Source organism: Eudoraea sp. (assembly GCF_049665975.1).
Classification (GTDB): domain Bacteria; phylum Bacteroidota; class Bacteroidia; order Flavobacteriales; family Flavobacteriaceae; genus Eudoraea.
Genome location: NZ_JBATGR010000426.1, coordinates 1 through 15482 on the forward strand (window position 1 = coordinate 1; position 15482 = coordinate 15482).

Sequence of the window (15482 nt, forward strand, 5' to 3'; positions counted from 1 at the left end):
TGTACGAAGTAAAGGCCCATCCATTATTGGATGGGTTTTTTTTTATGAAAAGCGGAGGGATGAGAAGTTTATCCCGCCATCGGCGGGAAGTCTCTCCGCCTGTACAAAGGGAAAAGCCGACTTTTAGGAGTCGGCTTTATTGTTTTTGGGTAACATATAGGTAACACGGATTAGCTTATTTCAGAAATTCATTTCAAATGTATCTTTTTGGTGTTATCTGTCACCAAAACGGTTGACGGTTATATCCAAGATCAAAAAGGGATTCCGTCCAAATCTTACCCTTGAACTTTGGGCGCGGATCCTATAGATTTTTTTAGTGATCCTGTAGATAAGCCTAAAGTAAAGTTGAAATAAAATTTAGAATAATTCCTTGTATTATTTTCCCTCAATACCCCCCACACACAAATGGTTGGTTTTACGAGACTATTGAGAAAATTATGTTTTGTCCATGAATTGAAATGTGAACTATAATAACATTCTAAATTGAAGGCTTTCCTATTTTTGGGTATTTTAATTATCTTTTAAAAAAGAATAGAATTATTAATGGTTTCTACAACCCCTAAAGCTGCTCTTTCTCCAGAAATCATTGCAGCATTTAATGAAGCATTGAGCTGTGTGTCACCTGCTAAAAAGATACCGGATGTTAAATGTGTCTCCGATGGAGGCGCCTCATATTGAATGTTCTTCAATTCAGGTAAAGCCATTGGAATAGAATAATGCTTTAAAAATTTATAGGAATTGATACCACAATGGTCTCTGAGTTCTCTTTGAACACGAGATATTAAAGCTTCATTCGATAAATCGTGATTTTTGACAACAGTTACCGAAAGTAACTCAGCTTGTGGTTTGGTAGCCATCTCTAAACTGGTATGGAAGAAAATATTGTTAATCAGTGCCCCTGAATCTGTTATTAGACCTATTAGGGGTTTATCGATAACACGGGTTTTGGTTTCGAAATATAAGGTATCACAGGATTTCCATTTCGTGGACTGTCTATTAAGGTTTTGAATCAGGTTACTAGCATCCGTGGCTACAATTGTGAAATCACTTTTTAGGCTTTTACCATTGGTCAAAAGTATCTCACCATCTTTAATAGAACTAACCATTGTATTATATTTAAATGTAGTTCTTGTCAAACTTTGTGCTAATTGCCTTGGAATAGCCTCTATGCCGAACTTAGGTAGTGCAGCAGAACCCTCACCAAACATTTTATATACAAATTCGAACATCCTACTTGAAGTATGTAAGCTTGGCTCAAGAAAAACACCTGAAAAGAAAGGTTTGAAGAATTGATTTATCATTTGGAAAGAAAATCCAAAATCCATTAAATAGGACATCGTGGTTTTTTCTTCTTCTTCAAATATTTCAGATAAGGTTTTTCGTTTTAGAAGTCTGTTCAACTTAAGTACCTTAAGCTTATCAGTAATTGTTCCAATGCGAGAGACTAATGTTGAAAACAACAAAGATCCATCTCTTAAAGGATCTCCGATTATAGATTGCTTGCCCCCATTGAATATGACGGTGCCAGGGGTGAATTTCTGTAAATCCAAAGCATCTAGATCAAGGTATTTCTGGGCTGCAGGGTATGCCGTCAATAATACTTGAAACCCCCTGTCTAAATGATACCCTTCTATAACATCTGTCTTTACACGACCACCCGCTCTTTCGGTCGCTTCTATTATAATCGGGCAAAAGCCATTAGCTTCTAGAACCTTTGCCGCTATTAGACCACTTACTCCCGCACCAATGATATGTATATTAAAATCTTTTTTTTTCATTTTCTTTATCGTCTTGGCTAATGCTGTTTCATTTTCAAAATTAATGTATTTAATTTATGTTTAACATCACATACTTATCTTTAAACAAAATATGAAATATTTTTCTTTTCATAAATTTTACAAATGAATAAAACTGCAATAGTACGTTGTGAACATTTTAATGCGGCCCATTGATTACGTAATAAAAGATGGAGTGACGCAAAGAACAAAGAAGTCTTTGGAAAATGTAACAACCCGAATTATCATGGACATAAATATAATTTAGAAGTAAAAGTCATTGAAGAATGTGACCCAGAAACGGGCTATGTCATTGACACAAAAATTCTTTCTTATCTCATAAAGGAAAATCCAAAATCCATTAAATAAGACATCATGGTTTTTTCTTATTCTTCAAATATTTCAGATTAGGTTTTTCGTTTTAGAAGTTTGTTCAAGTGTTTTAATAATCATAATATTCCAGCTGTAAAAAATCGTTTTTAAGCTGAACCATTCTATCTATAAATTTCTTGTTTTCAATGTAGTTTTTGTTTTTTAAAAACTGGATGAAGTTTCCATTGGCGTGAATGCTAAAAGACTGTGCATTATAGATGACCAAACGATAATAAGGAATAATCCACGAAAAACGTTCTAGTTTACAAGTATAATGTACAATGACGCCTTTTGGGCGTAATTCAATATTGCCATAATCGAGCTCTGAAAATTTCAGTTTCCCAAGATTTAATTTAGGACTCGTTTTATAAATTATAAGTCTACTCGAACCAATACCGCCTTGTTTGATTCGTTGCAGTAAAGTGAATTTTTTACCTACTAAACCCGTGCTTTCTATCTTGTACTCTTCGTTGTTGTAAGTTGTGTTAAATACCATCCTTATGTTTTAAAAATTTAAATCCTTAAGATATTCCTCACCATTTTTAAGATGTATTTCCTTTTTCTCCTCCGTCATTTTATCGAACATATGTACAAGCATTCCCAATCTTGGGTTTTGTAGAAAAAAGGAACGGTGTGTATCCATGAAACGCCAAAAGAGTCCGTCCCAAATCTGTTGCCACTCGCCTTTTTTGTAGTTACTCATCTTCATTAGATAATTACTGCCACTTATATATGGTTTGGTAGCCATTAGTCCGCCATCTGCAAATTGGCTCATTCCATACACATTGGGTACCATTACCCAATCATACGAATCGATAAACAGCTCCATAAACCAGCGATATACTTCATCCGGGTCGAATTCACAAAGCACCATAAAATTACCCAAAACCATTAAGCGTTCGATGTGATTACAATAACCTGTTTTCAATACTTTTTTAATGGTTTGATCTACAGGATAAATTCCAGTGCTACCGTCATAAAAGGAAGGTGGAATCTTTTTGGTAAAGCCCCAAAAGTTTTGTGTGCGTTCATCACTACCACGACTTTCGTACATGCCCCTAATGAACTCGCGCCAACCTATTATCTGGCGTATAAAACCTTCGGTAGAATTAATCGGGACATTATTTTTTTCAGAATACGCTAAACTCATTTCTACAATCTCCTTGGGCGTAATTAATCCGACATTTAAGATAGGCGTTAGCACGCTGTGGTTGAGGATTGATTGCTCCGCTACAATGGCATCTTCATAGACACCAAATTCCATAAAACGGTATTCTAAAAACTGTTGAAACCAAGCGTCTGCTGTTTCAAAATTAGTTGGATACAGGCAATGCTCCGTAAGACTTCCCAAATGGTTTGAAAAGTTCGTTTCGGTATACGCTAAAGCTTCGGTATAAAAATTGTCTACATCAGGAAATTGAATGGATGGAGGCGTTTTGTTTGCCGGAAACTTCTTTCGGTTTTCAGTATCAAAAGTCCATTTTCCACCAGTGGGTTTTCCATCAGGTTCGATAAGGATATTTCGCTTTTTTCGTTGTTCTGTATAAAAGGAAGTTTGGTGGTATTTTTTCTTATCGCTTCGGAAAAAAGTGGAAAGTTCTTCTTTGGTATTTAAAAACAGCGGCGAATTGAAAACCGTAGTGGTTATATTATGTTTTGCACAAGAACTACATATGCGTCTATCCAACCAAGTGTCTACGGGGTCGATGTAATTGATATGCGCAATGCCTTGGCGTTTCAATTCCGGAATGAGCTTTCGTATATCTGCAATAGCACTGGTAGCTTCTATATAAATAACTTCTATTTTTTTAGATTTCAAAAATGCCTCATAGGCTTTCATCGTAGCTCTGTGAAATGCTATTTTCTGTTTGTGAAACGGATACTGTTTAAAAAACAAGAATTCTTCAATTATGTATATAGGCGATGCTACCTCAAAAAGTGGTGAGACTTTGAAAAGCTGATGCGGAAAAACAAGATGTACACTTTTCATTTATGCTTTATTTCTTCTGCAACGTTCGCTGCAATATTTAACGGCCTCCCAGTTCGTTTCCCATTTCTTTCGCCAAGCGAAGGGCCTTTTGCATACCACACATATTTTTTCTGGGAGATGCTGCTTTTTCATTTCTTAAAATTCTGGCACTTCATTCACTCTTACATATGGATATTTTGCTATTTTCTTTACTTCATAGTAGCTATTCAATCCTGAAATACCTACACTTTTGGTTTGCTCTAAATCTATATCACCATCGTTCATTCCCGTTTCAGGGAGTATTAAATGGTGTATTTCACCTATAATGAGCATCGTTCCATTTAAAGGAATAGCAATAGCCTCTTTAAAACGCATTCCCATTTTTAGGTAACTCTCTTTAACAAATGGTGCTATAAAGCCATTTTCATATGCCTCTGTAAATCCACATCGTGCAAATTCTGAAATGTTCTTATCAAATTTCGCTGAGGTATAATGTGCCTGTTTGATAAACTCAGGATGAATGTGATTGATGGTATACAGGCCGTTTTCCTTTATATTTTCAAGTGTATGCCCAACCTCTTCAGTCTGTGGTCTAGAAATAAAGCCCAATAGTGCGGGGTTACTTCCCAGATGAACCAGGGAGCTAAATAGGGCAAGATTGGTGTTGCCATCCTTGTCTATGGTTCCTATTAAATTTGCGGGCTTGATGCCGGTGACCGAATTAATGATTTTGAGCCTTGTGATACTATCTAAATCCGCTATGTCCTGTTTGCTATAGTGCATCTTAGTTATTTTTATTTACGTGCTTTTGCAATAAACGTTTTTTCTCTTTTTGGACTGCAGGGTGTTTTTTGTGTCCCCATATTTTTTCTCTGGCCACTCGTGCGCTTTCTTTTAAATCTAAAATTGGTAATGGATAGTCAACACCAATACTTACATTACAAAAGGTTTGTTCCAAGGCGGTCATTTTCCAAGGTTCGTGAATATGGGTCTCAGGAACATTCATAAGTTCTGGCACCCATTTTTTTATAAAAATACCTTTAGGATCGTGTTCTTGTGAGTTTTTTACGGGATTGTAAAGGCGCACGGTATTGATACCCGTTGTACCTGCCTGCATTTGAAATTGGGGATAATGTATACCTGGCTCATAATCTAAAAACTGCCGAGCGAGATGATACGCTCCATCACGCCAATCTTGGTCTAGATTGAGCGTTAAAAATGAAACTACCATAGCGCGCATTCTAAAATTGATCCATCCTGTCTGTTCCACAGCTCTCATACACGCATCAATGAGCGGATAACCAGTCATGCCCATTCTCCACGCTTTAATAAACACCTCATTTTTTTCGTGTGGCAATAATTCAAAGCCTTTATTGATGCATTGGGTTTCATAGCTACATTCCATCTCGAACTTCTGTATAAAATGACAATGCCAATGTAATCGGGTAAGCATTGCAGAAAATGCCCTGCTGTTTTTTGTGCCGTTGGGATGTGTGCCTATGTATTGAAAAGCTTGCTTAATACTCAAATTTCCCCAAGCGATATAAGGAGACAATCTGCTGCAAGCAGTTCTGCTTTCGGTAGGTTTAGAAATATGCTTTTGATAGTTGAACCCTCTTTGAGCGGTAAAAGAATGCAAATAACGCCATGCGTTTTGTTCGCCCGCAGGTTGGTATTGTTTTGGGTATGCCTCTAGTTGCGTTGCTAATTTTGAAGGTAAGGTAAATGAATGCTCTAGAACACCTATTTTAGAGACTGAATAGGAATTCAGTAATATGGGCCGATGCATTGTTAAATGCCATTGCTTATTCCAATTATCCCTGTTTTTAATACCGCGAATAATCCCATCGCGTTGCGATTCTTGCCACGAGATGTTGTTTTGCCTGCAAAATTGAGCAATTTGTTTGTCACGCTGCCAAGTGATTTGTGTGCCGCTTTCGCAAAAACTATACAAGTTTCTTATATCGAACTTTTCATTTAGAAAATTGAAAACATCTGTCGCCTTTCCATAGAAAAGGGCTACTTGCCTTTTAAAACGAGCCAGACTTTTGTTCATAGCCATTAAAGAGTGATATGCAAACTGTAAATGCCTTAAACTTGTATCTGGATGCTTGATAAGGGATGGCTCGAACATGTAGATAATTAGATACGGAATACTTGCTTGCTCGGCCGTAAAAAGAGGTTCATGGTCTTGCAAACGAAGATCACGTTTTATCCAAACGATATTGACGGTATCCCTTTTCAATAGGTCAGTTGTTTTTTACACTTCTTCCAAAAGGCAAAGAATGACGGATAATACCCTTTTACATCGAACATCCAATCTCTAGGCTCTTCCGTGCCCTTATAATGTCCATTTAGTGGGTGTTCTTTGTAATGGATGTTAAACAATGGGTATGCGTCTGCCAATTCATCAAACTCGCCAACGTAAATTTGAATGTTCTCGATATTTTCTGAAAGCGCCAACACAAAATCCATCGAGTTCTGTGAAACCGGATAGTGCTTGAAATGCGATGGTTCTAACAATAGGATCCTGTTTGCTTCGATGTCATTTTTCCAACAAGGGTCTAAATTATAAAAATTATAGAGCAGTGTTGGCAGTGTATTACTTACTGAAATACCCTTTGATTCAGGCAATGATGTTGTTAGTTCAAGAGCAGTGGTAGTCATTAATGCCTCTGGAATTTCAAGTGTGTGGAATGTTTCGTACGGCACATCTAAAAAAGTGCCTTTTTGATGGGTGTAAGTGTATTTGTTGATGTTCTCTTGATTAGCATAATATTTCTTGTTACTGTTGGATCCTGCCACCCATTGCCAACTTAGGGCGTTGCTTGCCCAATCCGCGTCCAGCAAATGATAATACATCCATTGGGCTGGCAGCTTCCAGTGTGATTGACCTATATTGGAAGCTATGGAAGCTATGTACATTCTTAGGTGATTATGCAAATACCCGGTACTGTAAAAGTTTGTAATGGCGGTATCTATGGCTTCAATTCCTGTAGATGCGTTTGCAATTGCCTCTGGAATATCCGTATTTGAAATAGGGTTTTGTTTGTTTTTTAAATCCGAATTGATGTCATCGCCTTTAGCAATCCAAACTTGTTGCCAGTAGTCGCGCCATGCGAGTTCTTGAATGAATTTTTCAATAGCTTCAGGTTGATGCCCTCGTTTTAAAATTTCGGAAAGAATCTGTTTTGTAGAAATAACACCACGAGAAATATAAGGTGATAGATGCGTTACCGCACCATCTATGAAATTTCTGGTTTTACCATACTTTAGAGGATTGATTCCGCGAACACGTTGTTCTATTTCATTGAAAGTAGTAGGAAACAATGGTATTTCATTTTCAAACAAATCATTCATTAACGTTTACTGATTTTATTTCCTGAAATAGCTTTTTGTCGCGAACATTTAAAGCGCGTAATGTCTGGATTGCGTTTTTTTAAATGTTTTTGACTCACGCCGCTGTTTACGCGTTTACGCCAGCGTTTGAAACTGGATTCCTTCAGATTGGCTCGCAATAGTTTAATTACTTCTTTTTCGGGTAATCCAAACTGAAAGTGTATGGCTTCAAAAGGAGTACGGTCTTCCCAGGCCATCTCTATGATACGGTCTAACTCTCTTTCTGTGAATTCCTTAGCTTGAATCAAAATTGCCCTGTTTTTTTCCAAATCTGGTCTGCGTTTAAATAGAAACTGCCTAACGTGTTGAAGCTGCATTGGTCAGGTGCAATGATGGAAAGAAACGATTCCACATTTTCCTTTTTATATAAATGATAGGTTTCTCCAATTATTGGTTCAAACGAGAGTTTTGCATATTGCTCTTGTAGTTTTTCTTTTTCCGATTTCTTTTTAAATAGTCCGAACATATTTTTAATTTATATAAAGTGTATTCTTTAGAAAGTATCGGGCTGTCTGCCTTTCAGGCGTTTATCAATTTTTTTCTTCTTTGCGGTGAGTCGCTTCATAACATCCATCAGGCTGGTATCCTTCGTTTCCTTGTAAATTTCATTTATGGCCAAAATGATGCGTTTAGCCTCTCTGGAAGTTTCAACTCGATTACTTGTGGTCATACCGCTCATCTTAGCGTTTTCTAAAGCAAATGCCTCTTTTAATATGTCCATAATTAATATTGTTTAAAATTATACAAATATAGTCAAACAAAAAACAAAAATAAAATCGCATGCCCAATAAACATCCTTTTAACTTGTATTTAACGGCTATTTCTGTGGATTGGGTTTATTCTAGGTAATGAACTGCTTCTGTAGCCCTTTTAAAAGATATTTGGCCTCCTTGTTTCATAAAAGTACAAAGCACCAATATGCTAGTTTAATTTGGTTAGATTTTTCTCTGTCTCGGAAGGCTTGAGAAACACGAACATAACTTTTAATAAATTTATGTAGCCAAGTTAATTTAGATTCACTACTTTATTCAAAAAATTAGTTGCTTATGAAAAATTTTACATTGCCTATACGATTTGGGATTGCTGCGAGTGGTTCACTGATTGGATATTTTTTATTGTTGTCACTGTTTGATTTTCATACTAATATTTTTTTCAGTCTCTTTAACGGGGTGATAACAGGTTTTGCAATTTATGAGGCCATTAGGTATAGAAGAATTGAGGAAGGTTCGAACTTCAATTATACTAAGGGTTTTTCAACTGGTATTGTTACTGGCTTTACCGCTACCATTATTTTTACAGTTTTCTTTACACTTTACGCTACTGAGATTAATCCAGAGTTTTTAGCCAACCTTTCAAAAGCTTGGTTCAAGAACTTTGATTTTGAGGCCATCGTGTTTTTTACCATCGCCATTATGGGTTTTGCTACCACTTTAGTATTAACGCTCACATTTATGCAGCTTTTTAAGTCTTCTAGCAATGCTATTAAAAAATGATTTAAATCAAAACTATTCAGTTTCCCAATGCACTAAGGCCACATGGAGATAATCCCACAAGCGTATACGAATAATCAAACTTCGCATGTATTATAATGATTAGGGTAAATAGAATGTTTGGATAAAGCGGGGAAAATTTCTAAGGGAAACAATATTTAATGCCTAAAATTAGGCAGATTACTGTCAACCATTGGGAAAGCAAATAATCTCAAAAATATACTATCAAAATACCTCTCTTTTGTAATTAGCCGCAAACAAATAATATATTATTGTTTATTATTTTATAAAAAACATTAAACATTATTTTAATTTTAGTACCTTTAGCCGTAATCTAAAACTAAAAGAGTTATGAAAAAGTATAAAGTACTACCTGTTATCGTTTTCTCAGGACTATTGTTAATCTCCTGTGGAGAAAAGAAAAAAGAGATTAAAGAGGAAGTAATGGAGGTAGGCACCGAAGTCGTCGTTGTTGAAGAAGTAACCCCAAATATTGTGGAGGTCGCTGCTGGTAATGATAATTTTTCAACCTTAGTGACTGCGGTACAGGCAGCAGGCTTGGTAGAAACATTGAGTGGTGAGGGCCCTTTTACCGTTTTTGCACCTACGAACGATGCTTTTGAAAAATTACCGGAAGGTACTGTAGAAAATTTATTGCTACCCGAAAGTAAGGAAACCTTGACCGGAATTTTGACCTATCATGTGGTTTCCGGTAAATTTGAGGCGGCCGCTGTAATAGAGGCTATCAATGCTAATAGCGGTAGTTTTACAGTAACGACCGTACAAGGAAACGATATCGTATTAAGCCTTGTTGACGGCAATGTGATCTTGACGGATGCCAAAGGGGGAACGGCTACCGTAGTGATAGCTGATGTAACGGCATCCAATGGGGTAATCCATGCTTTGGATAGGGTGATAATGCCGGAATAATAAAGGTATGATTAAGAAAATAGGCCATTCTCGTGAGGGAATGGCTTTTCTTTTTAATGTAGACAACGAGAAAGTCTGAATTGCAGAATAACTTTTTTCTAATAATTTACTAGTCCTATCTCAGCTAATCGAAAAACGGACATATCCATCAAGAGTTTTCTGGAGTTCTGTTGCTGAGTTATTTGAAAAGTGGAGATGGGAGAAGTTTATCCCGCTACAAGCGGGAAGTCTGTCCGCCTGCACAGACTAAAGGCTTCTATTAAACGAGAAGTTTTTTTGTTTTAAAAAGTTGAAAATTATCTTGGTGGAAAGTGAATGTTTGCAAAATCAATGTTCAGTAATGATAAACTAGAAATTATACATATAGTAAAAACCAAAGGTGACAATGCAGACTTAAAAGCAACATTAGTAAAAAAGGAAAAAGCCTTTTTTACTTCTGGCGTATAAGATTATTAAGCAACTCAGGAAATTTTGTTGTTAACTAAACCCCATGGAATATCTTTCCATGTGCAATTCTGATTCAATACCTGTATCTTTATTCTAATTAAATTACTTCCAGTAGTGTTAGCTAAAAGCTCCTGCCTTTTTCTTGGATTAGTATTCATATGTTCTGCTTACGTTTATAGTCAGGTAGCTGTAAGGCCTTCTATCCAGGCAGGCAAAGTAACAGGGGAAATAACCATAGATGGGTTCTTGGATGAACCAGATTGGCAAACTGCTCCTGTTTTAGACTCCTTCCTTACCACTGAACCTGTAGAAAAAGGAACACCTTCGGCACCTACCTTTGTCCGGGTAATGGCCACCAGCAAGGCTATCATAATTGGTGTAGAATGTAAGGATCCAAATCCTGAAAGGATAGTCAGGTTCTCCAAACTTAGAGATACAGATATTTCCAATGAGGACCATATCAAAGTAGTGATTGATCCATTCCTGGACGGACAATCGGGCTATATTTTGGCCGTAAATGCTAATGCAGCACGCTATGATGCTTTGGTTTCCAATAGAGGGGAATCTGAAAACGAGGATTGGGACACCATTTGGGAAGCCCGGGTATCTATCAATGAAAATGGATGGATTGCAGAGATACGATTGCCCATTCAAAGTATCTATTTTAAAAAAAAATTAACGGAATGGGGATTTAATGTAGAACGACGCATACAAAGAAATCAGGAAACGATCCGCTGGGCAAATGTACAGCGTGATCAGTTTTTTGGGCAGACGAGCAGAGCAGGTCTTTTGACAAATTTGCCCACCTTCAATTACGGTTGGGGTTTAAGTGTGAGGCCTTCTCTTGTAAATTCGTTGAATAAAGAAGGTGCAGATGGGGCCACAATTTATAATCTGGAACCAAGTCTGGATGCCAGTCAGAGGCTGGGTCCAAATGTATTGGCCACCATCACAGTGAATACCGATTTCGCCGAAACGGAAGTAGATACACGGCAAACAAACCTTACACGCTTCCCTTTGTTTTTTCCGGAGAAGCGAGCCTTTTTTCTGGAAGGCTCCGATATATTTGAATTTGGTTTCGGAACCGGGAGCAATACTGTCCTGCCATTTTTTAGCAGGAGAATTGGACTGGTTGGCAACGAGCAAGTACCGATTATAGCTGGTGCTAAGGTAAATGGCAGGATTGGAAATACAGCTTTTGGTGGGCTAGGTTTGCGGACCAACTCCTTTGATTCGGAGGGTACATCTTATGATGCCACGACTATGGGCGTGATGCGAATACGACAGAATGTTTTGAAAGAAAGTTCAGTGGGTTTCATTGCATCTGTAGGCGATCCTTTAGGACGAGATAAAAGCTTTATGTCAGGGCTCGACTTTACTTATCAGACGACTCGGTTTAATGGAAACAAGAATTTAATTGCCGGTGCTTGGGCTCTTTATACAAACAGGGAGGATTTATTGGATGACAGATCTGCCTTTGGCATTAAACTGGATTATCCCAATGACAAATGGGATCTGTCTTTAACATATTCCCGTATTGGTAAAGAGTTTGATCCTTCTCTGGGGTTTGTACCCCGTCTGGGAGTACATTTTTTTAGATTAGGTACTGTCTATGCACCCAGACCTAATTGGCTCTTAGTCCGGCAAATGTTTAATGAGCTCTTTGCTACCTATATAAAGGGTATTGATGCGGAATGGCAATCCTATAGTGTATTTATGGCTCCCGTTAACTGGCGATTGGAAAGTGGTGACCGAATAGAAATGAATGTGAGACCGGTGGGTGAAAATATCACTGAACCCTTTGAAATTGCAGATGGCGTTATTATCCCAGTAGATAAATATCATTTTATGCGTTATAGACTGGAAGCTGAATTTGCAGCAAAAAGGAGATTAAATGGCCAGGTTAGTTGGTGGTTTGGTTCTTTTTATGACGGGACTTTAGATGAACTGGAATTGGAGTTGAACTGGAATCCCAGTTCTTTGCTTGGCTTTGAGTTTAATGGCCAACGGAATATTGGCCGATTACCATTTGGAGATTTTGATCAGACGCTGGTAGGGATGCGTGTTAGGTTCAATGTCACCTCCGATTTGCAATTAAATAGTTATGTGCAATACGATACAGATAGTAGGGTTTTAGGGGTAAATGCCCGCATTCATTGGATATTTTCGCCCTTAGGAGATGTTTTTTTAGTATTTAATCACAATACCTTCAATGATATCACAGATCGCTGGTCCCTCCAAAACGAACAGATCATATTAAAAATACGGTATACTTTCAGATTGTAATTACTACCGAAATGAGGTTAAATTTTAGCTGAGTCTTAATTCTTAACTATTTTTTAAACACAAAATCTTCCGCTATAAATCAAACAAACCTGGAAGCCAAAGGCTTAATTGTGGGAAATAGGTAATTAGGAACAGTGCAATAATCATTACTACAAATAAGGGCAGGAGGGGTTTTACAACTTTTTCAATTGTTGTATTAGCGATTCCTACACCAACAAATAATACAGACCCAACCGGAGGTGTACATAAGCCAATACAGAGGTTTAAAATCATAATAATGCCAAAATGCACCGGATCTAGTCCAAGCTTCATCACCACAGGTAAAAATATTGGGGTAAAAATAAGGACGGCAGGAGTCATATCCATAAATATGCCAACAAACAGAAGCAGAAGGTTTATGATAAGTAATATCATAATTTTATTATCACTAATGCTCAATAAACCTGTACTGATGTCTTGCGGGATATTTTCAAAAGAAAGGGCCCATGACATGCTCATAGATGCACCTATCAATAACATTACAATGGCTGTTGTAGAGGATGAATCTAATAAAATTTGAGGAAGTTTTTTAAATGTAATTTCCTTATAAATAAAACCAAGTACAACACTGTAAAGCACTGCAATGGCCGATGCTTCTGTAGCGGTAAATACCCCTGTTACGATGCCCCCTATGACCACCACCAACATAAATAAACTAGGGACAGCATCAATAAATGTTTTGATAATATTCTTAAGTGTGCTTCGTTTTCCAACCTTATACCCTTTTTTCTTAGCCCAAAAAGAAGCTACCAGCATTAATAACAGACCTGTAAGTATTCCGGGAATATAGCCGGCTAAAAATAAAGCCGCTATAGATGCACCACCACTAGCCAATGAATAAACTATAAGTACATTACTGGGAGGAATTAAGAGCCCGGTTGTTGCTGAAGTAATATTTACCGCGGCACCAAATTCCCTGGAGTATCCTTCTTTTTCCATTTCAGGGCCTAATATGCTGCCCATAGCCGATGCCGATGCCATGGCAGAACCTGCAATAGCCCCCATTAGCATAGCTGAAATGATATTAATAAGCGCTAAGCCTCCCGGTAATGCCCCGACTAATGTTTTTGCAAAGGCTATCAACCTGTGCGCAATACCTCCTTTGTTCATTAACTCACCCGAGAGAATAAAAAATGGAATGGCGAGGAGTGCAAAACTGTCTAATCCCGTCCCAATGCGTTGAGCGACTGTTGTAAACGCAGGCAATGCGGGAATGCTCACCAACATCGTAAGCAATGCAGATATGGTTATGCTCCAGGCTACAGGGGTACCTATTGCCAGCAGGCATATAAAGCTGATTACCAAAACAAGTATAGGAATGTACTCCATAGGACTTATTGATTTAAAATATCAGACAGTTTATAATATATGATTAGTAAACCGCTTATGGGAATAATCATGTATACGACGGCTAAAGGAACTTGTAAAGCAGGGGAATATTGATCTAATACAAAGGTGACATACACCAATCTGGAGCCGCCAATAACCAGGGCAAACAAACAGAATAGGATAATTAAAATACGGACTATTAGTTTTAATTTTTTTTGAGTTTTTACACTTAAGCGGGAAGGGAGTACATCTATGGCAACATGTTTATTTTGGCCCGAAACGTAGGCAGCTCCCAAAATCCCTATCCATATCATCAGGTACCTTGCCAGTTCATCGGTAATGGAACTGGGGGCTCCCAGGAAATATCTGCTAAAGACCTGCCATAGCACATTAATAACCATTATACTCATTATGATTATTAATAGCTTAGCCAAAACCTTGTCGATCTTATTTCTTATTTCCATTTATTGGGTTTCCTGAATCTCTTGTATTAACCTATACAGTTCTTCGTTCTCTCTGTACTGTTCATAAACACCCTTAATTTTTTCCGAAAATAGGGTTTTATCGGGTCTAATAATTGTAACACCTGCTTCCTGCACAGCGTCTAAGGCTTCTTTTTCAGACTCCATCCATAATTTTCGCTGGTAACTTATGGAGCTTTCCACGGCTTGGGTTAGCCACTCCTTTTCTTCTAAAGAAAGTCTATTCCATAAATGAGTGCCTACAAGAAGTACGTCGGGCAGTACGGTATGTTCATCCAGCGAATAGTATTTACAAACTTCATAATGACGTGATAAATAAAAACTAGGGGGATTGTTTTCTGCACCATCCACAACCCCTTGTTGTAAAGAAGTGTATAATTCACCCCAGGATATCGGCGTTGGGGAGCCACCTAAACTTGTTACCATATCTATTGCGGTAACACTTTCCATGACCCTTATTTTTAGTCCATCAAGGTCATCAGGCGAATTTATAGGTTTGTCTTTCGTATAGAAACTTCTACTGCCTGCATCATAATAGCCTAAACCTTTAAGCCAGTATTTTTCTCCATCTTCCAATAGTTGTTTTCCAACTGGTCCATCCAAAACTTTAAACGCATGTTGTCTGTCTCTGAAAAGGAACGGGAGTCCTAATATTTTCATTTTTGGAGCAAAATTTTCTAAAACACCAACAGAAACTTTAGTCATATCAAGGCTTCCGATTTGTAAAAGCTCCAAACATTGACGTTCCGTTCCCAGCTGTTGGCTGGGATAAATTTCAAGAATGAGTTTGCCGTCTGACAGCTCCTTTAGATCTACTCCCATTTTAACCATAGCTAAATGAACGGAGTGGTTTACATCAAGGCCATGGGCTAATTTAATTGTTCTGGTTTTCTCCAGATTTTTACAACCAAATAGCCCGGAAATTAGTAATAGAAAATATACCAGTGTGCGAAAGCGCATTAAA

16 protein-coding genes and 1 pseudogene are annotated in these 15482 nt (G+C 37.7%); 4 read left to right on the plus strand and 13 right to left on the minus strand.

Annotated features, from left to right (window positions below):
• Positions 1 to 521 precede the first annotated feature (521 nt).
• Positions 522 to 1778: an NAD(P)/FAD-dependent oxidoreductase gene (locus WBN20_RS13880; RefSeq protein ID WP_424282122.1), complete on the minus strand. Its 1257-nt coding sequence runs from the start codon at positions 1776 to 1778 to the stop codon at positions 522 to 524.
• A 123-nt stretch (positions 1779 to 1901) separates the two neighbouring features.
• Here WBN20_RS13880 and WBN20_RS13885 point away from each other — a divergent pair.
• Positions 1902 to 2123, plus strand: a pseudogene (locus WBN20_RS13885) (6-carboxytetrahydropterin synthase); the annotation flags it as partial.
• Between the two features lie 94 nt (positions 2124 to 2217).
• Here the strand turns inward: WBN20_RS13885 and WBN20_RS13890 are convergent.
• The 9 genes from WBN20_RS13890 to WBN20_RS13930 are packed head-to-tail and all read right to left on the minus strand — an operon-like array spanning position 2218 to position 8236.
• Positions 2218 to 2643 (minus strand): hypothetical protein, encoded by a 426-nt coding sequence (locus tag WBN20_RS13890; protein ID WP_424271062.1) that lies wholly within the window; start codon positions 2641 to 2643, stop codon positions 2218 to 2220.
• 9 nt (positions 2644 to 2652) lie between these two features.
• Positions 2653 to 4137 carry a cryptochrome/photolyase family protein gene (locus WBN20_RS13895; protein ID WP_424282123.1) on the minus strand — a complete coding sequence of 495 codons (1485 nt, stop codon included), beginning with the start codon at positions 4135 to 4137 and terminating at the stop codon, positions 2653 to 2655.
• Positions 4138 to 4269 carry a DUF2256 domain-containing protein gene (locus WBN20_RS13900; RefSeq protein ID WP_424274736.1) on the minus strand — a complete coding sequence of 44 codons (132 nt, stop codon included), beginning with the start codon at positions 4267 to 4269 and terminating at the stop codon, positions 4138 to 4140.
• 3 nt (positions 4270 to 4272) lie between these two features.
• Positions 4273 to 4899: a flavin reductase family protein gene (locus WBN20_RS13905; protein ID WP_424282124.1), complete on the minus strand. Its 627-nt coding sequence runs from the start codon at positions 4897 to 4899 to the stop codon at positions 4273 to 4275.
• 1 nt (position 4900) lies between these two features.
• Positions 4901 to 6361, minus strand: a complete 1461-nt coding sequence (locus WBN20_RS13910; RefSeq protein WP_424282125.1) for a deoxyribodipyrimidine photo-lyase/cryptochrome family protein — start codon at positions 6359 to 6361, stop codon at positions 4901 to 4903.
• On the minus strand, positions 6358 to 7446 hold the full coding sequence (locus WBN20_RS13915; protein ID WP_424282126.1) for an FAD-binding domain-containing protein: 1089 nt from the start codon (positions 7444 to 7446) through the stop codon (positions 6358 to 6360). The genes WBN20_RS13910 and WBN20_RS13915 overlap by 4 nt, the downstream gene beginning before the upstream one ends.
• A gap of 29 nt (positions 7447 to 7475) precedes the next feature.
• The gene (locus tag WBN20_RS13920; protein WP_424274740.1) at positions 7476 to 7763 is read right to left on the minus strand and encodes a TIGR03643 family protein; all 288 of its coding nucleotides are present in this window, start codon (positions 7761 to 7763) and stop codon (positions 7476 to 7478) included.
• Positions 7760 to 7981 (minus strand): Lacal_2735 family protein, encoded by a 222-nt coding sequence (locus tag WBN20_RS13925; protein ID WP_424282127.1) that lies wholly within the window; start codon positions 7979 to 7981, stop codon positions 7760 to 7762. The genes WBN20_RS13920 and WBN20_RS13925 overlap by 4 nt, the downstream gene beginning before the upstream one ends.
• A gap of 27 nt (positions 7982 to 8008) precedes the next feature.
• The gene (locus WBN20_RS13930; protein WP_424282128.1) at positions 8009 to 8236 is read right to left on the minus strand and encodes a hypothetical protein; all 228 of its coding nucleotides are present in this window, start codon (positions 8234 to 8236) and stop codon (positions 8009 to 8011) included.
• A 325-nt stretch (positions 8237 to 8561) separates the two neighbouring features.
• Here WBN20_RS13930 and WBN20_RS13935 point away from each other — a divergent pair, with 325 nt between their 5' ends.
• The 3 genes from WBN20_RS13935 to WBN20_RS13945 all read left to right on the plus strand — a co-directional run bounded on the left by WBN20_RS13935 (position 8562) and on the right by WBN20_RS13945 (position 12668).
• Positions 8562 to 9008: a DUF4199 domain-containing protein gene (locus WBN20_RS13935; RefSeq protein WP_424282129.1), complete on the plus strand. Its 447-nt coding sequence runs from the start codon at positions 8562 to 8564 to the stop codon at positions 9006 to 9008.
• Between the two features lie 348 nt (positions 9009 to 9356).
• Positions 9357 to 9935, plus strand: coding sequence for a fasciclin domain-containing protein (locus WBN20_RS13940; RefSeq protein ID WP_424282130.1), 579 nt, complete (start codon positions 9357 to 9359; stop codon positions 9933 to 9935).
• Positions 9936 to 10496: 561 nt separating this feature from the next.
• Entirely contained in the window at positions 10497 to 12668 is a 2172-nt protein-coding gene (locus tag WBN20_RS13945) for a DUF5916 domain-containing protein (protein WP_424282131.1), read from the plus strand.
• Between the two features lie 72 nt (positions 12669 to 12740).
• On the opposite strand, the gene WBN20_RS13950 is transcribed toward WBN20_RS13945, so the two are convergent.
• From WBN20_RS13950 to WBN20_RS13960, 3 genes are read right to left on the minus strand one after another with little or no spacing between them, the layout of a single operon-like run.
• Positions 12741 to 14036, minus strand: coding sequence for a TRAP transporter large permease (locus tag WBN20_RS13950; RefSeq protein WP_424282132.1), 1296 nt, complete (start codon positions 14034 to 14036; stop codon positions 12741 to 12743).
• A 5-nt stretch (positions 14037 to 14041) separates the two neighbouring features.
• On the minus strand, positions 14042 to 14500 hold the full coding sequence (locus WBN20_RS13955; RefSeq protein ID WP_424282133.1) for a TRAP transporter small permease: 459 nt from the start codon (positions 14498 to 14500) through the stop codon (positions 14042 to 14044).
• Entirely contained in the window at positions 14501 to 15478 is a 978-nt protein-coding gene (locus WBN20_RS13960) for a TRAP transporter substrate-binding protein (protein ID WP_424272879.1), read from the minus strand.
• Positions 15479 to 15482: the final 4 nt, after the last annotated feature.